Source organism: Moorena sp. SIO4A1, from assembly GCF_010672065.1.
Lineage (GTDB): Bacteria > Cyanobacteriota > Cyanobacteriia > Cyanobacteriales > Coleofasciculaceae > Moorena.
Genome location: NZ_JAAHHX010000035.1, coordinates 22,003 through 41,969 on the forward strand (window position 1 = coordinate 22,003; position 19,967 = coordinate 41,969).

16 protein-coding genes and 2 pseudogenes are annotated in these 19,967 nt (G+C 42.8%); 10 read left to right on the forward strand and 8 right to left on the reverse strand.

What is annotated here, in order from left to right:
• The first annotated feature begins 5 nt into the window (after window positions 1-5).
• Both F6K53_RS21980 and F6K53_RS21985 read left to right on the forward strand, forming a co-directional pair.
• Entirely contained in the window at window positions 6-1,217 is a 1,212-nt protein-coding gene (locus F6K53_RS21980) for a BtaA family protein (RefSeq protein WP_293082219.1), read from the forward strand.
• 31 nt (window positions 1,218-1,248) lie between these two features.
• Window positions 1,249-2,001 (forward strand): class I SAM-dependent methyltransferase, encoded by a 753-nt coding sequence (locus F6K53_RS21985; protein ID WP_293067014.1) that lies wholly within the window; start codon window positions 1,249-1,251, stop codon window positions 1,999-2,001.
• Window positions 2,002-2,128: 127 nt separating this feature from the next.
• Here F6K53_RS21985 and lnt read toward each other — a convergent pair whose 3' ends face one another.
• The 4 genes from lnt to F6K53_RS22005 form a co-directional block, all read right to left on the reverse strand.
• A complete protein-coding gene (gene lnt, locus F6K53_RS21990; protein WP_293082226.1) occupies window positions 2,129-4,033 on the reverse strand; it encodes an apolipoprotein N-acyltransferase in 1,905 nt (634 codons plus the stop codon).
• A 203-nt stretch (window positions 4,034-4,236) separates the two neighbouring features.
• A complete protein-coding gene (locus tag F6K53_RS21995) occupies window positions 4,237-5,469 on the reverse strand; it encodes a glycosyltransferase family 39 protein (RefSeq protein WP_293082221.1) in 1,233 nt (410 codons plus the stop codon).
• 270 nt (window positions 5,470-5,739) lie between these two features.
• On the reverse strand, window positions 5,740-7,572 hold the full coding sequence (locus tag F6K53_RS22000; protein WP_293026507.1) for a tetratricopeptide repeat protein: 1,833 nt from the start codon (window positions 7,570-7,572) through the stop codon (window positions 5,740-5,742).
• 75 nt (window positions 7,573-7,647) lie between these two features.
• A complete protein-coding gene (locus tag F6K53_RS22005) occupies window positions 7,648-8,565 on the reverse strand; it encodes a branched-chain amino acid transaminase (protein WP_293026509.1) in 918 nt (305 codons plus the stop codon).
• Between the two features lie 293 nt (window positions 8,566-8,858).
• Between F6K53_RS22005 and F6K53_RS22010 the strand changes: the two genes are divergently transcribed.
• Both F6K53_RS22010 and F6K53_RS22015 read left to right on the forward strand, forming a co-directional pair.
• Window positions 8,859-9,434: an FHA domain-containing protein gene (locus F6K53_RS22010; RefSeq protein ID WP_293026511.1), complete on the forward strand. Its 576-nt coding sequence runs from the start codon at window positions 8,859-8,861 to the stop codon at window positions 9,432-9,434.
• 74 nt (window positions 9,435-9,508) lie between these two features.
• Window positions 9,509-11,533: a mechanosensitive ion channel domain-containing protein gene (locus tag F6K53_RS22015; protein WP_293042061.1), complete on the forward strand. Its 2,025-nt coding sequence runs from the start codon at window positions 9,509-9,511 to the stop codon at window positions 11,531-11,533.
• A gap of 122 nt (window positions 11,534-11,655) precedes the next feature.
• Here F6K53_RS22015 and F6K53_RS22020 read toward each other — a convergent pair whose 3' ends face one another.
• The 3 genes from F6K53_RS22020 to F6K53_RS22030 all read right to left on the reverse strand — a co-directional run bounded on the left by F6K53_RS22020 (window position 11,656) and on the right by F6K53_RS22030 (window position 13,098).
• A complete protein-coding gene (locus F6K53_RS22020) occupies window positions 11,656-11,817 on the reverse strand; it encodes a hypothetical protein (protein ID WP_293067022.1) in 162 nt (53 codons plus the stop codon).
• Window positions 11,786-12,292: a pentapeptide repeat-containing protein gene (locus tag F6K53_RS22025; protein WP_293023437.1), complete on the reverse strand. Its 507-nt coding sequence runs from the start codon at window positions 12,290-12,292 to the stop codon at window positions 11,786-11,788. Before F6K53_RS22025 ends, F6K53_RS22020 begins: the two co-directional genes overlap by 32 nt.
• Before the next feature lie 599 nt (window positions 12,293-12,891).
• The gene (locus F6K53_RS22030) at window positions 12,892-13,098 is read right to left on the reverse strand and encodes a hypothetical protein (protein ID WP_293023449.1); all 207 of its coding nucleotides are present in this window, start codon (window positions 13,096-13,098) and stop codon (window positions 12,892-12,894) included.
• A 340-nt stretch (window positions 13,099-13,438) separates the two neighbouring features.
• On the opposite strand from F6K53_RS22030, the gene F6K53_RS22035 reads away from it, so the two are divergent.
• The 5 genes and pseudogenes from F6K53_RS22035 to F6K53_RS22055 all read left to right on the forward strand — a co-directional run.
• Window positions 13,439-14,671: a transposase gene (locus F6K53_RS22035; RefSeq protein WP_293023434.1), complete on the forward strand. Its 1,233-nt coding sequence runs from the start codon at window positions 13,439-13,441 to the stop codon at window positions 14,669-14,671.
• 200 nt (window positions 14,672-14,871) lie between these two features.
• On the forward strand, window positions 14,872-16,860 hold the full coding sequence (locus F6K53_RS22040; RefSeq protein ID WP_293023431.1) for an NAD(P)-binding domain-containing protein: 1,989 nt from the start codon (window positions 14,872-14,874) through the stop codon (window positions 16,858-16,860).
• 142 nt (window positions 16,861-17,002) lie between these two features.
• Complete coding sequence (locus F6K53_RS22045) at window positions 17,003-17,182, forward strand: hypothetical protein (protein WP_269087119.1); 180 nt, start codon at window positions 17,003-17,005, stop codon at window positions 17,180-17,182.
• A gap of 95 nt (window positions 17,183-17,277) precedes the next feature.
• Window positions 17,278-18,399, forward strand: coding sequence for an acyl-CoA dehydrogenase family protein (locus F6K53_RS22050; RefSeq protein ID WP_075898734.1), 1,122 nt, complete (start codon window positions 17,278-17,280; stop codon window positions 18,397-18,399).
• A gap of 323 nt (window positions 18,400-18,722) precedes the next feature.
• A pseudogene (locus F6K53_RS22055) lies at window positions 18,723-19,205 on the forward strand (hypothetical protein); the annotation flags it as partial.
• Here F6K53_RS22055 and F6K53_RS22060 read toward each other — a convergent pair.
• Complete coding sequence (locus tag F6K53_RS22060; protein ID WP_293023446.1) at window positions 19,112-19,465, reverse strand: hypothetical protein; 354 nt, start codon at window positions 19,463-19,465, stop codon at window positions 19,112-19,114. The pseudogene F6K53_RS22055 and the gene F6K53_RS22060 sit on opposite strands and share 94 nt — an antisense overlap.
• On the opposite strand from F6K53_RS22060, the pseudogene F6K53_RS22065 reads away from it, so the two are divergent.
• A pseudogene (locus F6K53_RS22065) lies at window positions 19,383-19,722 on the forward strand (transposase); the annotation flags it as partial. The gene F6K53_RS22060 and the pseudogene F6K53_RS22065 sit on opposite strands and share 83 nt — an antisense overlap.
• Window positions 19,723-19,967 lie beyond the last annotated feature (245 nt).

Sequence of the window (19,967 nt, forward strand, 5' to 3'; positions counted from 1 at the left end):
AAACTGTGTTATCAAAATTGCAATCAATCAAAGATATCTGGCGATATCTTGGTTTTAGTTGGGTACATCAGCAGAATCTCGTTTACGTTACCTGCTGGGAAGATCCCAGACTCGATCGTGTTGCCTTAAACTTGCAAGCTGACGATACCGTTGTCGTAATTACCTCTGCGGGATGCAACGCTTTGGAATACGCTCTCGACGCACCCAAACAAATTTACGCCATCGATGTCAATCCCAAACAAAATGCGTTGCTAGAACTCAAAATTGCGGCGATTCGAGAACTGGATTTCGAGCAATTTTTTCAATTGTTCGGTCGCGGTCGGTTGGAGCAGTTTAACGAGATTTATACTCAAAAGCTGCGCTCCCATTTATCTTTACCCTCGCAAGGGTATTGGGACAAAGAAGGAACTAAATTATTCGACAGCGGACGCTCGTTTTATTTTAGAGGAACTACGGGTAATTTTGCTTTCGCTATCAACTACTACATTGATCGCATCCTGAAAATTCGCCCCAGTTTCGATGCCATTCTCAATGCCAAAACCCCAGAAGAACGGCAGGAAATTTACCAGCGCGAGATCGAGCCCGTCTTTTGGAAAGATTATCTCTATCGCTTCCTCAATAGCGATTTAGTCCTGTGGATGCTCGGTGTTCCCGCACAGCAACGTCAACAGATGGAACGCTATCTCGACGAAGGAAGTATCGCGACCTTTGTACGCCAACGGTGCGAAAATGTCTTTACTCGGATCCCCATTCAAGATAACTATTTTTGGCGAGTTTTTCTGAATGGAGAATATTCCCCCGATTGCTGTCCCCAATATTTAAAGGAAGAAAATTTCCTGCGCCTAAAATCCGGGTTAGTGGATCCCATTCAGGTGGAAAATAGCACAATAACCAATTTTCTGGAAAATTGTCAAGCTCGAATTTCTCGCTTCGTGCTTCTCGACCACATGGACTGGCTGAGTCAGTATAATCACGAAGAATTGCAAAAAGAATGGCAAGCTATTTTGACTAGAGCCAGTGATAAAACTCGCATTTTGTTTCGCAGTGGGGGATTCAAAGTGGAATACCTTGATTCGGTGCAAGTGCGTTATGGCGGTAAAGACCGATTTTTATCAGACTTATTGATGTACAATACTGAATTGGCTGACCAATTGCACCCACGCGATCGCGTCCAGACCTACGGCAGTTTTTACATAGCTGATTTGCTGACTGCTTAAAACTATTTCCACTGGCGAGGGAAGAGAAAAAATGAGCGTTTTATCCGACTTGATTAGCGATCTCAAAACGGTTTATCATCTAGCCAAACCGATCCGAGGGGATAGCCATCAAGAGCGATTGGAAAACTTTTATCGTACTCAATCAACGGATTACGATCGCTTTCGTAGGCGTTTGCTAAAAGGACGAGAAGAACTTTATCAATCCCTTGCCGATAGCGATAGCAATGGCTGTGTCTGGGTTGACTTCGGGGGGGGTACGGGGTCGAATTTGGAATCCATTGCTAATCGCCTCTCTAAGTTTAGTAAAATTTACATTGTGGATTTGTCCCCTTCCCTGCTGGAAGTGGCGCGAGGGCGAATAGCCGATCACGGCTGGACAAATGTAACCACTGTCGAAGCCGATATCACTCAATTTTTACCGCCAGAAGGGGTGGCGGATATCGTCACTTTTTCCTATTCTTTAACCATGATTCCCGAATGGTTTGCGGCGATTGAGCAAGCTGAAAAGAGTTTGAAGCCAGGGGGAATGATCGGGGTTGTGGATTTTTATGTGTCTCACAAACATCCCCCTGAAGGATTGCAACGTCATTCGTTTTTAGCTCGTCACTTCTGGCCGATTTGGTTTGCCACGGATAACGTTTTTCTTTGTCCCAATCGCCTAGGCTACTTGCATCATAAATTTGATACTGTGTCTTTGAAAGAAAAGATGGGAAATTTACCATTTCTACCTGGCTTGAAAGTTCCCTACTATAGGTTTATTGGTCGAAAACGATCTAAAACTTGAAGTTGCTCTAATGGTGGTTAGTGGTACAAAAGTAGTTATTTGAGCCCCGGAAACCTTGAAGCTTACCGCAGCAAAACCACTAGATGTTTATCACTAGCTTGTCTAGGCAAATTAAATGCAAGGCTGTTTAATTTACCAAGCCAACACTAACTCCAAACCAAGCCAACACCAACCAGCCAATTCCCCCTAACCCTAATAACACCGGAGTCAACCAATTACCCCAGCGCACATACAACGTCTGAGTCTGTCGTCGATAAATCGTATCTGCGTGCAACTCATAGGTATTAATCCCGGATAGCCATAGTGTTTTGCCATGGGGGTCTACAATACCCGAATAGCCGGTATTAGTTGCTCTAACTGTCCACCTATCTGTTTCAATGGAGCGCATTACATCTTGAGCATAGTGCTGGGCAGGCATTGTATTACTGTAATGGGCATTATTGGATGCAGTGAGGATAAACTGCCCACCAGCGGCAGCTTGATAGCGGAAGTGGTCGGGAAAAGCTGACTCATAACAAATTCCTACCACTGCTTGACCAAAGGGCGTTTCTACTAACTGGTTAGGTTTACCTGGTGCTAAGTGAGCATCAAGAGGGGATAGTCGGTCAATTAAACGTCCTAAGAATTCTTCAAAAGGAATATATTCCCCCAATGGCACTAATTTGACCTTATCGTAACGGCTCAAGGTCTCACCAGTACCGGTGACAGTAAACAAACTATTGGTAAGGCTACGCCCTCTTTGCCCATAGCCTCCTACCCAAACTAAAACCCCTTTATCTAATATTGCTGAGTAGAAGGAACTACGAGTGCGAACCTGTTCTTGCCAAAGAAAAGGTAAGGCAGTTTCAGGAGTTAGCACTGCATCTACTTTTTGATCTGCCAATGTCTGATACCCAGTAGTGTAACCTTTTATAGCACGCTGCCAGCCAGCGGAGTAAAGTTTGATTTCATTGGGGATGTTTCCTTGAATAATACCGACTTTAATAGCAGAATCTTTTGATTGCTCAATTGGTTGGCTGTACAGTAACCATCCCAGCAGATGCAAGCTGATTAATAACCCGATTGCTATAGTCACAAGGGTTAAAGGTTTGTAGGGAGTGAATGTTGTAGGTTGAAGGTTTTTAGGAGTTGTTCGCGTAGCGTGGCCTTTTGGCCAAGGTTCAAGGTTTTGAGAGGTTGTTCGCGTAGCGTGGCCTTTTGGCCAAGGTTCAAGCTTGTTGTGATTACTTTCAACTTTCAACCTGTCAACTTTCAACCTGTCAACTTTCAAGCTTCCAACGTTAAACTTATTAATGGTTAAGCCGCTTTCAGCAATTAAACCATTGACGGCGACAATAGCTGCTGTAACTGTTATTGGACCGGATAATTGACCGAGGTGCAAAATTATCAGGTTATGGGGACTTTGGGTATAGGATAAGGAAGACCAGTACAGGGGACTCATACTCCGCAGGGTTTCTATGCCACACCACAAGCCTGTACCGATTAGAACCCGCAAGCAGGAGGTTAAAAGAAAATAGTTTTGAGTGGGGATAGGGAGATTTATATCAGGATTTATATCAGGATTTATATCACGTTGTTGTGTCGCTTTGGTGGATGGGAATTTACAGCGGTTTTCAGATGAATTGACCTCATTACCTTTAGCTGCAAGCCCCCTAAATCCCCCAATTCTGGGGGACTTTAACTCAAGAACCCCCCAAAGTTGGGGGGCTAGGGGGGCGAAACTTGCTGTAATTGATTGAGTTATAGAGATTCCTATTGCCCAGACAGCTACTAGGAGTGCTCCCCAGAGGGTAATGAATATCCAGCAGAATAATGCGATCGCAATACTAGCTAGCCATGGTACCCCCATCCAATCCATCGGGTGAATACCAGTAATCCAAGATAGAGCTAAGCCATGATAACCGATACCCCAGATCAGACCAGATAAAGCATTGCCACGAATACTCTGACCCCTGACGACTATGAACCATAGCGGCACTAGGGCAATCCACGCTAGGGGCCAAGCTTCTGTTGGTGATGGTGTCAGTCCCATCAGGATGCCACCGATTAACGCTAATAGAGCAGTTATCAATTTGGTGAGGTACAAATTTCTAGGTTTTAGGGAGTAAGTAGTAGGGATTAGGGAGTAGGGTTAAGAGTTTGTTTAGTTGTGATTACGGGCGCTGGTATGGATGGGAGTCTTGAAAAATACTGTGTACCTCATGATTATGAAAATTGCTATATATTCAAAAAGTCTCAAGTTGGCGGACCACCTGCTACACGATACAACGTTGTGTAGTAATGCACTAGACCACTACCCACTGCTATAGCGTAGAGCAAAGTTACTAAAACAGCCACCCGACGTTGCCAACGCCAAACTTGCATCAAGCCTGCTGCTAGAAGAATTAAGAAATAGGGGGATACAATTAGTAGATAGCGAGCTTTCCATATGGAACTGGAAACATAGGATATCAATAAGATAGATCCGGCAGGTAATAATGCCCACACTTTAATCCACCAGAGTTTTGTTGAGGGGTGCCTGCTCAATAGAGCTATAGCAAGCAAGCCGATTGCCATGGCTGTATATGCCATGTAATAGAGCAAAGGTACAATATTTGAGGTTAATACATGCTCCACAAGCCAGTCCATGATAGACTGCTGATTGAGCTGTTTCATCAGGTCGTTGGCACTGATGCCTGATCCTAGTAAGTGTCTCAATGGCCAGAAAACTGTCAAGTGGGTGACTTCAGAGACAATTAAGATCATGTTGGGTTTTGGGTACTGTGTCACCCAACCTTTGAGGAATTTAGTGGAAGAATCATTAACTGCTGATACTAAAGGAAGCCAACAACTCCCAATCAGCAGCAGCCTAATCCCAAAGGCAAATAATCGGCGCTTTTGATTACGGAACTGCCATCCAATTAATACCAGATCTGGCAGAAACAAGGTCACACTAACCGGAGTAGTCACAAGGGCTAGAAACCTGCCCACAGCCCACCAGTTGATGGCAGCAAACCTAGGATTTTCAAGGGCATGAGCTAGAGCTAAGGTACCCCCCAAACTTAAGAAGGGGATTAGGGTGTACATCCTTACCTCTTGGGCATGGTTGATAAACAGAGGGGAGAGGGTTAGTAACAGGGCGGCAATCAAGCCAACTGGCTTTCCAGCTAAGCGACGACCCAACAGGTAGATTAGGAAGACACTGCCTAGTCCAAAAATCACAGATAGCCCACGCAACCAAACGGTGCTAGTGCTAAACTGCATCCAAATGTAGAGAATCATGAAATAAAAGGGACGTGTCAGATTCTTCGGAGGCAGTGATATCCCACTCTGGGTTTTGTTAATGCTAAATAGTTCATCGTACCATAAGCTTTCTGTGCCGAGTTGATATAGGTACAACCCAGTAGCGACTAGTAAAATTAGGCCGATCGGCATCCACTTCTCGAGCCAATTTGCTCTTATTCCAAGTGCTGGTGTATTCAGTTTCATAGTGATGCAAAGTTAATTCAAATTAGTTAACTCAAATTAGGGATTGCAATCGCAATCCTAGTACTCTGTCAATTTAGTTTTGAAAATTAGGATAAGGTGTTAGGTGTTAGGTTTTCGTATTTAATCCCTAGCGCTATCCGGTATAATGCTTAATACCAATTAAACGTAATAGTAGAGGATTTTCCCATTTCTAAGACCAAAACCGAAAATCTTTATCAGATATTTATTTAGATATAAAATCTTTATCAAATATTTATTTTTCCCGACTGATCAACGGCCTAATTGTTCCCTTGCCTGCTGACGCAGATTCTTAGCATTGGGGTGATTCGGCTGGATTTGAAGTGCGTTTTCCATGGCATTGATTGCTTCCTTGTATTGACCTTTGGCCCAATAGGCTGCCCCTAAATTACTCCAAGCATCGGCAGAATTAGGATTGAGTTCAAGTGCCCGATTATATGCTTCTATGGCCTCACTGTACCGACCGAGTTTATGGAGGGCTACTCCTTGGTTAATCCAGGCGTCAGCAAAATCGGGCTTGATAGCGATCGCTTTCTCGTATAGAGTTAGAGCTTGAGTTATGGCTGTTGGGGTGTTTTGGGATTCCAGAGCTGCACCTTTACTCCACAATGCTTCTGGGTAGTCAGGTTTAAGGGCAAGGGCTTGATCGCAGGCAGCCAGTCCTTCTGGAGTACGCCCTAAGGAATTGAGGCTATAGCAACGACCCCAATGAGCTTCTGCTAAATTTGAGTCCCTTGCGATCGCTTTTTCGTAAGTCATCAGTGCTTGTTGGTACTTTCCTGCTTGCCGCAAGCTCTCCCCTTGGCTGTTTAATTCTATTGCAGTTGGTTGTGTTTCCGTTGGTTGTGTTTCCGGGTCGGATGCCGATTTCGCAGCTGATTCGGTATCCGATTCAGGAATAGTTTTTTGGACTGAGCTGGTAGTAGTACTTTCAGGGGTGTTGCTAACAACGGCTGGAGTTCCAGGTTTTGACTCAGAGCTGGTAGTCGAGGTTTCCGCAACGGTATCGCTAATGTTGTCAGTAATATTGTCAGTTTGACTGACAGGTTTCGTAACTAGAAAAGTCTTAGTACCGATCACAGAAATACTGATACCCATCCCTGCTAAGACAGTAATCATCAACCAAGGCTTAGTTAACCATCTTCGGATGATCTCTGATCTGGCCTGGGTTTGTGCTGATGTTGCTGAAACAGAAACAGTCTCTTCCGGAACTTTAGCAGACATAGCTATTGTTGGTGCAGCAGTTAGCCTCTGAACTGCTGCCAACGCTTCTACTGCGGTCGGGTAGCGGTCACGGAAGTCATAGCGCACCATACAGTCGAGGATATCCGCTAATTCTGAGTTAACTTGGATGTTAACTTGGACGCGATCGCGCCAGTTAATTTCCCCTGTTTCGGAGTTTTCTTTCAGGAACTTGGGATGAATTCCGGTTAATGCCTGGATGCCTACCATACCCACCGCATAGATATCGCTGCTAAAACGGGGATTGCCACCGAACTGTTCTTTGGGGGTGTAGCCATGACTGCCAATAGCAATGGTCTTGGTTTGCCCCGTTTCGGGATCGATAATCTGGGTGCTAGCTTGCTTAACTGCCCCAAAGTCAATCATCACAATTCTACCATCCTTGCGACGGCGGATCAGGTTTGGGGGTTTGATATCACGATGGATCACACGTTGCTCATGGACAAATACTAGGACTTGTAGAATGTCTTGCAACAGAGCAATCACTCGATTTGATTCCCAAGGCTGACGGATTTCTTGGTTGAGGGGTTCTCCATCAATAAATTCTTGGGCCAGATAAAACTCCTGATTTTCCTCAAAATGTGCCAGCAACTGGGGGATCTGATCGTGGTTACCCAGCTGGTAGAGGACTTGGGCTTCTCGCTCAAATAGGCGTTTGGCAATTTCCAAACACTGAGGATCCGTCACCTGGGGTTTGAGCTGTTTGATCACACATTGGGGAGTTCCTGGCAAGTGCAAATCCCGTGCCAGAAACGTTTGACCAAACCCACCTGCTCCCAGCTTGCTGATGATTTTGTAGCGACCGCCTAAGGGGTTTGCAGAATTTATCAGTTGATTGTTCATGTGTTTAGCTTTGATTCTACTCGCTATCCCAGACGTCGCTACAGGTTTACAGGGTTCTATAAGCCTAAGTTTAGTTTATTTATCAATTTTAACCGTATACACCCAGTCTTTATATTTCGGTTCCCGATTTTCGGTAATTGCTGCTAGCATCTCCTTGAGCTTTTCGGTTATTGGTCTGTTTGGAGATAAGTGATAGTTTTCGATTCGTTTAACTGGGGTGATCTTTGCCGCTGTCCCACTCAGAAATACTTCATCGGCAATAAATAGTTCTGATTTATCCACTGGTCGTTGTATAGTTGGCAAGCCCATGTCTTTAGCAAGGGTCAGAATACTATCCCGAGTAATTCCTTCTAGGATATCCTGATCGAATCCAGGGGTAATCAGCTGGCCATTTCTGACCACAAAGATATTCATCCCAGAAGCTTCCGATACTTTCCCCTCAGAATTCATCATAATGGCTTCATCAAAGCGAGACTCTACTGCTTCGCTTTTCGCCAAGGAAGACGTAATATAAGCTCCACTAATTTTACCTCTCAAGGGTAAACTTTGGTCTTGTTGTCGATACCATGAACTAATCCGACAGCTAACTCCCTCAGGAGATAAATAATCTCCTAATTCTAATCCATAAACAAAAAAGTCTTTTTCAATATTATGGAGTCGCGGGGAAATTCCTAAATCTGACGTGTAGACAAAAGGGCGGATATAAAACGACTTAGTTGGTTTATTTTGTTTGATAAACTCAACGATAATAGTCTCGATTTTATCAGGAGGTAAATTGTAGTGTAATAACCGAGCACTATTACTTAGGCGTTGGCAATGGCGGTCTAACCGAAACAGTAAACATTGCTGTGGGTTTTTTGGGTCAGGGATACAGCGTAATCCGCCAAAAGCTCCCGTGCCGTAGTGCAAGGCATGGGTAGCAATGGAGATTTTGGCGTCAGTGAAAGGGACAAACTTGTTCTGAAAGTAAGCAATGGGCAAAAAATCAGGCATAGTTAAAATCAGTGCTTTAAGATTAATTTACCTCAGTTTAACGAGTGGCTGACAGCATGCTCTCCATGGCATTTAGCCTTGTTGTCACTCCCTCAGGGGGAACTGGCTCCTCCCCACGACCTACCCAAAACCCTACACCGGACACCTTATCTATTTTTCACCCTTTTTGTCATCCCCTTAGCATCGGTGGGTATAGTTGAAAAACAACGCTTAATGTGCTAATCAAAACTCAGCACTCAAAACTGACCCTCTCAGCACTGATCCACTATGTTCTAGTTAGCAGGAGTGAAATCTTGGCTGAACCTATTTATGTTCAATTGACCTGGGAAGACCCAGAAACCGGCGAGTTAAAGAAACCTGTTCTGAGACCGCCCATTGCTGTTGGTCGAGAAAATGACCATTTGCCAGCACACTTAGCAGGTCAATCTGTGTCTCATCTGGTACTTCTTGACAAGGAGATTTCCCGGTATCACGCCCTGATCACAGTGGCTAATACCCAACTCTATGTTACTGACAGCAGCGCCAACGGCACGTTTATTAACGGGCGGAAGATTCGCTCTGGTATTCAACCTTTTTCAAGCAAGGATACCCTGCGGATTGGTCCGTACAAGATTACAGCGACCTTGAAACGGGAAAATGACCTGAACGCCACTGCACAGAACTTTGACCAGACTAGTCTATTAGGAGAGAAAAGTGTCACTAACTCTCTGCCCAATAATAAACCTGTGGTTTGGTTGATTGGCTTAGTGGTACTGTTAATAATGGGAGTCGGCACCTGGGCCGTGGTCAGCGGTCTGCTGGAGGGGTTAAAACCGGGAACGCCAGACCAGGAAAACGATTCCTCCACACATTTAGAACGGGTAGTCTAGCACAGCTAGTTAGCTAAACCTTAACCATGAGATTCTAATGTTATCGAAAATAGAACCTAAATGGAACGTCACCTATGGAATCTCTTCTGAATGTTCGATTTTCCATTAACCCTTTCCCAAGGGTTAGGTTTCAGCGTTCCTTGGGATTGGTTTTGCTAGGTGTACTTACCCTACTGCTCACCCTATTACCAGCCTCTACCTTAGCACAGGAATCTTTTGCAAATGGCACTAAGAAAGCTCCTGTGGTAGTGGATGGTATTGAATTATTTCAAGTCGGCAACGCTGGCAACTTTAGCGCTACTGAGCGAGCCGAGCTGATCAATCAGCGCTTAGCAAGGGAGGTGAAATCCCTACAAAAACCTGAATATGTGGACATTGAATATGTCGGGCAAAACGAGGGGATTCTTCGTACCAAGTTTACCGAGCGGATTCTGGTCACGATTACCAAGGCCGATCAAATTCCTGATACTGATCCTCTTGAGCAAGCCGAAAAATGGGAGAAGCTGATTGAAAAGGCGATCCGGCAGGGCAAACGACAGCGGATGCCAGATTATAGTCGTCAGGCAGTAAGGTTTACAAGCATAGTGCTGGTGTTGTTAATCCTGTTGTACTTGCTGTTACGGGTCTTCAGGCAATTTGCCTTGCGGAAACTGACCTCCTGGCTAGGGAATCCGGCTTCGCCTTTTTTCCCTTGGCACGACCCAGCTAAATTATTTCTCGGGGCAGCCCTGTTAGGGTTACAGCTTATCCTGTGGACTACAGTTATCTTAACCATTAGTGACCTATTTCCCCAAGTTCGCAGTTGGCGTTATGAACTGTTAAACTTCCTCAAGTCTCCTGTAATTGGTTCCGGAGAAAGCAAGTATTCTGCGATCCAAGTGCTGCTGTTGGTGGTATTAACCGTTGTGCTATGGTTTGGGGTTAGTGCCCTCACCAGGCTATTGAGGCGTTACATCTTGGGGAAAACTGGCGCTGATTCAGGGGTGCAAGAGGTGATTGCTACCCTGATCCAGTATGTCCTGACGTTTTTGGGCATGATTATCATACTCCAAAGTTCTGGGTTGGATTTAAGTTCCCTAACCATTTTTGCTAGTGTCTTAGGGGTGGGAATTGGCTTTGGTGTGCAAAATATTGCTAACAACTTTATCAGTGGCTTAATTATCACCCTAGAGCGACCGATTCAACTGGGGGATTTTATTAAGGTCAACGATTTGGTGGGAACTGTGCAGCGAATGGGTTCCCGCAGTACAGAGATTTGCACCTTGGATAAAGTGACAATAATTGTGCCCAATGCCCGCTTTTTAGAAACTGAGGTGATTAACTGGAGTCACGGTAACCCGATTTCCCGGCTCAAGATTCCTGTAGGAGTGGCTTACGGATCTGATGTGGAGCAGGTCAAGAAGGCACTGTTGGCAGCTGCGAAGAGTCACCCGGAAGTGTTACTAAGGCCCTATCCCCAAGTTTGGTTTCAGGAATTTGGTGAGAGTGCCCTCAAGTTTGAGCTGTTGGTCTGGACTGGAGACCCCAAGCGGCAGCCTAAAATCAAGAGTGACCTCAACTACCGGATTGAGAAAAGTCTGCGTCGCTATGATATCCATATACCATTTCCTCAACGAGACCTCCATGTGCGATCGCCTCAGTTAGAGAAATTGCTGACCGCTTGGCTAGGGGAACGTCAGCCAAAACCGCCCGAAAACCAACTCTATATTCCCAATGGGTATCAGTCTCAGCAGCTACCCCAGGATTCCTTAGTTTCAGGTTTCCTAGAGCCTATGGATGAGATAGATCAAGACTCTTACCCTACGGCTCCTTTCCAAGAGGATATGATAACACTAGACATTGAAACCTTGGTCGAAGAAATGCGTCAACCAGAAGCGTTGGATATTAAAGACCGTCGCTATCGTCTCAATAGCTATGGATGCTGTTTTGTTGGCTCAGAAGCGGTAGATTGGTTGGTAAAACGGTGTAATTCTACTCGGGAAGACGCAGTTGCTATTGGACAGATACTGATTAATCGAGGTATTATTCATCATGTCGCAGATGATCATCCTTTCCGAGATGATTATTTGTTTTACCGTTTTTATTTAGATGAGAATTAAGTTAAGCTATCAGCTTTCAGTTATCAGGTATCAGCTTAAGCGCTACGCGCACGCTACGCGAACAGCTATTAGCTAAGAGCTATTAGCTATCAGGTATCAGCTATCAGCTTATGCAGGCTAGATCACAGGCTAGAAGCCTGTGCCACGCAAACTACAGTAACAGGCAAAGGCCAAAGGCTGAGCACTGACCGCTGACCACTGACCACTGACCACTGACCGCTGACCACTGACCGCTGAATACTTAGATTAATTTCAATAACAGAATAAAGAATCGCGAGTATCAACACCAGTTATAGTATTCTTACCAGAAGCTTTTTTGCATAGCTTCCGGTCTTGGTTATAATCCAAAATTGCAAACGTGAAGTCAGCGCCAGTAATATCTGCACCCTTAAATTTAGATTTCGACATAAATGCATCTTCAAACACTGCATCGGTTAAGTCTGCTTTCTTGAAGGTAGATCCATTAATGAATGCATAGGTAAAATCGGCTCCATGTAGGTTAGCATTCGTGAAATTAACTTTGGTAATATCCGCACCTATAAACTTAGCGTTGCTCAAGTTAGCTGACTGTAAATTGACATTGCTAAAAACCTTGTAACTAAAGTTTTTACCGGAGAAATCCTTACCGCTTAGATCCTTGTTTTCAAAGTCAGCGTTAATGGTGGCAGCGCTTTGGGCTTGGGCTGGCAGAGGCAAGACTAATATAGTTAGTGCTAGTAGAAAGGCTGCCAGGTGTAGAAAGTACTTACCGTACTTCATGAATTGCTCTAATCCTCCTTTTGATTAAAATTTGCTGACAAGGGTAACTATAGCACTTATCATAGTCATGAGGTACAAAATTCTCGGCTTTAGGGAGCAGGGAGCAGGGAGCAGGAAGCAGGTAAGATGGAAGAGGGAATAGGTAAAAAATTCTGTGTACCTTATAGCTATAAGAAACGCTATATAGGGAGCAGGTCAATTTTGTAAGAAAACTTGAAATACAAACGCTTGAACTAAAGTGTTTTCGGGGCTTCAGTAGCAGTTATCAGTTATTTTAGTACATTTGTTCTGCGAATTTGACATGCTCCCAACGCTATATATCCTCAAATTACTTCCCTGATAGTTCTAGTGAACAATAGCTCATCCTTAGAAGTCAACTAAAGCGGCATTTCGGGCAGGGTAAACGCATCTAATTTTTTTATCCTATATATAGTGTTTTTAAAATTAAATAAACACTATATGTTGAAAAGCAATTGTCAATAAGCACAATAAGGCCAGGTTTATTGAGAACTACCCCCGCTTACCCAACAAGATGCGTTTACCCTGGCATTTCGGGCTATACTTTGATAAATTTTTTTTGATTTTATTTAAGGTTTACGTTAACATAGCATACTAAATACTGAAGACCGGTATTTCCAAGGGCCACCCAGAAGTTCCACCCGATAATAATCGAGTAATCGAGCGGAAAGAGCATTGCGTCCAGGAGTGACCAAACGTAAGGTCTGTGGCGGTTCCCGTTCCATAGAACGGTTTCGGGAAACAGCCGATTTACTCAGCTTTCCGGCAAAAGGAGCCCCACATCTCAATACGTAGTATGAGTGCTTAAAGTTACCGTAAGATAGTGGAGCTTTTATGGTTAGTCGGTTATGCGCAAAAGGGTTAAATCTTTTGTAATAAAGCTCCACTATCTAAGGTTTCGTCTCCAGGGAGGAATTTTGCACAGAGTCTTTCGGGAGTGGGAGACGAGCTATAAAACTTCTGAGCAATTCTGAGTAAGTCATTCCTCTTCTGTCGGCCTCTTCCTGTAACTGCTTTTTTTCAAATTCGGTAACTCTAACTACAAGCTTTTTACTTTTCATTACGGGTTGACTTTTGTCGCCACGACTGCTAGATTAATAATAGGTCGAGAAACAGGAATTGACAACAATGAGAACAGCGTATCAATATCGGTTAAGGCTATCAAAATCACAGGAAGCAGAAATAGAAAGATGGCTTGATCTGCTGCGACACCAATACAACTATCTATTGGCTGACAGATTTAACTGGTATGAGCAAAATCGCTGTTCTATCAACTCCTGCCCTTTGATCTGCCACTTACCAGAGTTAAGAAACAACCCTGATTACTTTTCTCAAAAGAGAACTCTGCCTCAGTTAAAGAAAGATAGGCACTGGTACAAAACTATCCATGCTAATGTCTTACAAGATTGCGTTAAAAGGGTAGACCTGGCATTTAAAAGGTACCTGAAAGGCGATTGTAATGGGAAGAAGAGCGGTAGACCTAGATTTAAAGGCAAGAACAGGTACAAATCCTTAACTTTTTCCGCTTTCTCGAAAAATCCTATCCAAGGAAACAAGTTGAATCTACCTAAGTTTGGATGGGTCAAGATGGTTTATCATCGACCTATTCCAGACGGTTTTAAAATCAAAACTGCTACAGTCACACGTAAAGCCGATGGGTATTATGTGACCTTGTCGCTACAGGACGATACTGTTCCTAGTGTGATTCCCATAGAACAAGTATCAAACCCTATTGGGATAGACATGGGTCTCAAATCATTTTTGATCAAGTCCGATGGAACAGAGGTTCCTATCCCCCAGTATTATCGGAAAGCTCAAAAACGACTAAAGAGGATCCAAAAAACTGTCAGCAGATCTAAAAAAGGTAGTAACAATAGAAAAAAAATTGTCACTAAATTAGGGAAAGCTCACAAAAAGGTTGCTGACACTCGAAAAGATTTTCATTTTAAAACTGCGAAGGGTTTACTAGATAGTCATGATCTAATTGCTCACGAAAAGTTAAATATCAAAGGTTTGGCCAGAACTAAGATGGCTAAATCCATTTTTGACGCTGGTTGGGGTCAATTTCTGTCAATTCTATCAAGCAAAGCTGAAAATGCTGGTTTGATCACGAAGGCAGTAAATCCCAAAAATACCAGTCAAAACTGTTCCAGTTGTGGGACAAAAGTACCTAAAAAACTAAAAGATCGCATCCATTCTTGTCCTCACTGTGGATACACAGAAGACCGTGATGTGAATGCGGCAATCAACATATTGAAGTTGGCGGTGGGGCATCCCGTCGGAAATAAAGCTTCCCGAGTATCCGAGCCGATAGGTGGAGTTGGGAAGAAGCCTATACTGAACCTGCAAAGGTCAGTGTAGGAGTATGTCACTGTCATCCAAACCTGCCGTGTCCAGGTTCCTTCGGCTATGGAGTTTTTCCGACAAGCTCTTGAGGCTACCGTTTCCCCAACGGTTTCTTATCCTTCCCTGATTCCGATGACCTAAATTCTTACGTTTTAAAAATCAGGTGCAAGATCTGAGTTATACTTATTCTGTTGACTACTAGACAATAACAAATAATGAAAAAGATAAATTATGGATTTATAGGAACAGGAATAATTGGTGAAATGCTAATTAATAGATTTGTAGATAGCGGAGTAGCCGATCCCGATCAAATCTATGCATCAAATAGAAGTACTGAAAGATTAAAAAGAATAGTCATATATACAGGAATAAATAAAGGGACAAATCAAGAAGTTATTTCTAATTGTGATTATATTTACCTGTGTGTGAAACCACAGGATTTGCCTGATGTATATCAAGACTTAAACGGAAAGTTGAATGAAAAAACTCTGGTAACTTCTGTCGCATCTATAGAAAGAAATTCTTACTATGAAAATTTAGGCAAAATAAAATTAGTTAGAATAATCCCAAGTATAACAAACAAAATAAAAGGCACAATTCTTTTTGTAGCAGATAAATCTCAAGAATCAGAAAGAGTTTATTTAGATTTGTCACAAATTGCTAATGTCTATTGTGTCCCTGAAGAACATCTTGATGAATATACGCATCTTGCAAGTTGTTCTCCTGCAATAATCTCTGAATTTATCAGAGGATATCTGACATCAATTACAAAAAAAGGAATAAATGAAGAGAAAGGTAGAGAAATAATTTTTGATGCATTATATCAGACTGCTGATTTGTTAAAAGAATTTGGATTTAGAGTAATAGATGATGTTTGTACAAAAGGAGGAATAAGTAGAGTCGGAGTTAATTTTGTTTCTGAAAATTTCCCAATTGAGAGATTATCAGATGAATTACTTGGAAGAATGAAATCAGTCAAATTAGAATGGAGTGGTAAATATGAATTGAATAATCAAAATATTTTAGATATAATTAATGAGAATGGAACACCTCTTTATGTTTATGAAGAAAATGAGATTAAAAGAAACTTTGAACTAATCATAGATTCAATACCTTATGAAAATAAACAGGTACATTATGCCGTTATGTGTAATAGTAATAGCGAGGTATTAAGGAAAATCCTACAATTAGGAGGCTTTGTTCAAATAAATTCTATACACGAACTTGATTTAGTTAAGAAAGTGGGATTCAGTAATGGGGATATTTCTTTTACTTCAACTGGTTTGGATAGTGAAAGTTTAGAGAGATTAGTTCAAGAAGGAGTGCAAGTAAATTTGGATTCAGTTGAAGAGGTTGAGAAATATTGTAAATTGAATGCAGGGGGTAATTTTGGAATTAGAATTAAAATGAAAGAAGATATCGAACTTCCTGAAGGTTATACTAATTCCCCAAAAGATTCAGATGTAGGTATACCTCAAGACTATTTTTCAAGAGTAAAACAAATTGCTCAAGATTATGGATGTAGAATCAATGAAATACACGGATATCTCGCATCTAATATTTTAGAGTCAGAACCTTTAATACACTCTTCAAATTATTTGATGGAATGTGCAAAGCAATTTCCAGATTTAGAATATGTAAATTTTGGAAGTGGTTTTGGCGTACCTGGAAGAAAAACTGAATCAAAATTTGATTTTGCTGGAATAGGAGAATACTATTCAAGATTAACAAAAGAATTATCAGACCATCTTGGAAGGGATGTAAAATTAAAAATAGAGCCTGGTAGATCGGTTGTAGCAACGGCAGGAACACTTTATGCCAAAGTAACAAATGTTAAACAATTGACTGGTAAAAAGCAGATATCAATCAATGCAGGGTTCGGAGAATTTCCAAGACCAAGAATATATGGAGCATACCACGAAATTGAGGCTGTTGGTAAAACAGGAGAGACAGAAACTTATGACATAAGAGGCAATACTGTATTGCAATCAGACTTTTTAGGCAAAGAGAGAAAACTACCTCAAGTACAAGAAGGAGATATCCTGGCAATTAGAAATACAGGGGCTTATGGAATAGTAATGGCTTCAGGTTTCCCAGGAAAAGAGTTACCTTCTGAAGTAATGGTTTATTCAGATGGCACATTTAAGAGGATACTTGATTGGGCTGAGTCTGACTCGCTTGCCAGAAGCAGTAGATATGAGTAGGATGTTCTTGACTGAGTGAGTCGAATTTAGTGAAGAAGCAGCTCAACGGCTACAAGCTGAAGGTGCTTCACAAGTACTGCAAGCCATCCTTGATGCTATTAGTGATCTGTCACAGCTGAGTGCAGATTAGGCTGGGCAGATTATTAAAAAGGTCACTAAAGAGCAGAAAGTGAAAAAAGGATCCCTCGTGCGATCGCTCCGTGCTGCACTCACTGGAGATGTTCACGGTCCCGATCTCATTGAATCTTGGGTGATTTTCCATCAGCACGGTAGGGACAAAATCCGCCTACAGCAGGCATTGATTAACACTTCTACTACTTAGGTGATTTACTGATTGTAGGATGTGCATACCCTTCGGGATGCTCCTAAAGCATCCTGAGTTCGGTGTTTTTAACCACTATGGGAATACGTTAGGACATGAGTAGAACTCACCACAGAGTCACAGAGAACACAGAGAGTAATCGAGATGAGCAACAAGCGCTGTTAGAAATTGCTGAGTCTTATCTCCGGGAGTTTGTTGCACCAGTAGCGTCAGAAATTGATGATAATCCAGAAGTATTAAGAGCGGCACTTCAGGGAATGGGTGCTCGCTCTTTATTGGCACTGCAGATTCCTAAGGTTTGGGGAGGTACTGGAGTTAGTGAGCTAACCTTTCGCCACTTCCAGCAGCTCATTCCCCGTTACTCTGGTGCGTTGGCATTTCTGCACACCCAACACCAAAGTGCAGGAGAATTCCTCACCAACACTGACAATGAATCTTTAAAGTGGCAATATCTGCCTTATATGAGCCAAGGACAGGTGTTGCTTGGCATTGGCTTTTCCCATCTGCGACGCCAAGGCAAGTCAATGGTTAAAGCTATTCCTGTAGCAGGTGGGTATCAGATAGAAGGAAAAGTACCTTGGGTAACGGGTTTTGGTTTCTTTCAAGATTTTATTTTGGGTGCAACACTTCCCGATGGTCGGGCAGTTTATGGTATGTTGCCGTTTATTGAAACCATGCAAGAGACTGGGGGAGCAATTACTTTTAGTAAGCCAATGGAATTAGGGGCAATGTCCTCAACCAATACCGTTACGGCAGAGCTTACTCATTGGTTCTTACCTGAAGAGCGTGTTGTCTTCATTAAACCCACTGGTGCAATTCATGAGAACGATCGAAAGAATGTTCTGAATCACGGGTTTGACTGCTTGGGCAATACTAGAGCAGGTCTCGATATCATAGAGGCTGTTTACCAGACTAAACAACTTCCCTTCATCAAGCAAGCATTTGATGCCTTCAACGAAGAACTCAAACGTTGTCAATCAGCAATGATGGCGGCACTAACACCTGATTCTCAGTCTTGCGAAGAACGGCTACAACTCCGCGCTTGGGCAATTAATTTAGCGCAACGTTGTACTGCAGCAGCAGTTACTGTTTCTAGTGGTGCCGCTAATTACCGACATCATGGCGCACAGCGAGTATATCGTGAGGCATTGGTGTTCACAGTCTTAGGTCAAACAAGGGCTGTTATGGAAGCAACTCTTGCTCAGTTGGTGAATTAGGTATTAGGTGTTAGGACACGAGGAGAACTCACTACAAAGCCACAAAGAACACAAAGAAAATCTATACGTCCTAATCTTTCCTAATCTGCCATCTTAGAGGTTGTCTGAGAAGTCTCATTTGCTACATCCAAGCCCCCTAAATCCCCCAATTTTGGGGGACTTTTAGAAGCAAATTGACTCTTATTCCCCCCAAAGTTGGGGGGCTAGGGGGGCAAAATTCAGTATAAAAAAACTTTTCAGATATCCTCTTAGTGCTATAGCGTTTCTCATAGCTATGAGGTACACTAATAAATAGATTAGATAGTTAGTGATACAAATTTCGGATGAAACCTTACTCTCTTGACTTTCGGCAAAAAATTCTAGAAATCCATAAAAAATAAAATTTATCAATCCGAAACTTAGCTCAACGTTTTGGTGTAGCCAAAAGCTTTATTCAAAAATTACTAAAACAACATCGAGAAACCGGAGATATTAAACCCCTCTCTTGGTGCGCATTCCCTAGGTCGGGTTTCCCGACCGGGGTCGCACAGCAACGTCAAGGGGTAAGTCCGCCACGCAAACTTAGGGTCGAGCAATTAATAGATTTGGGAGAAATAATTGAAACAAATAATGATGCTACGTTAGTTGAACTTTGTGATTTACTAGAAATAAAGATCCAAATTCGCGTAAGTCGAGCCACGATGGCAAGACTAATCAAACAACTCGATTATACTTAAAAAAAAACATTATATGCAGCGGAAAAAGAGTCAGAAATAGTCCAAATAAAACGACTAAAGTTTTGGTCAGATATCCGAGATATCCCGGCATAATATTTGATTTTAATAGATGAATCGGGAGTAAATTTAGCAGCGATGCAGCGCGGTCTTGGGGAGGCAGTGCGGTCTTGGGGAGGCAGCGCGGTCTTGGGGGTTCCCCCCATGAGCGACTGCCGTGGTCTCCCCCACTCGCGGTCTGCCGTGGTTTCCCCCATGAGCGACTGCATCTTGACAATGGTTAGGATGTATGCTAGAGCCTTAAAAGGGAAAAGAGCCAGAGGTAAAAAACCACTGAAAAGAGCCTGAGGCAAAAATATCTCCGTAATAGGTGCTTTATCTTTATAAAAAGTCGTGGCATCTAGTAATATATCTGGAGGAGTTAATCGAGTAACTTTTGAAGCAGTTATTGCTAAAAATTTAGTTACTAAGTTATTTCTGTAAAAATGCCTGTGTAATAATGGATAATGCTAAAATCCATGAAGGAGAAATGGTTAGAGAATTAATTGAACAAGCGGGAGCAAAACTGATTTATTTACCCCCCTATTCTCCCGAGTTTTCACCAAGCGATGCAGCGCGGTCTTGGGGGTTTCCCCGGAGACGAAACCTTAGAGAGTGGAGCCTTTAATGTCAGCAGGTTATGCAGAAAAGAGGTGCGACCCGTGGCGAATTTAATTCGCCTACGGAAAGCGCACCTTTGGTTAAATATTTTTTAATAAGGCGACCCTCTCGAAACGGTAACTTCGGCGTAGCCGACGCTTGGCCGTAGGCCACGCCAAAGGCGAACGCGAACAAACCACTCGCTATTGCATCAAG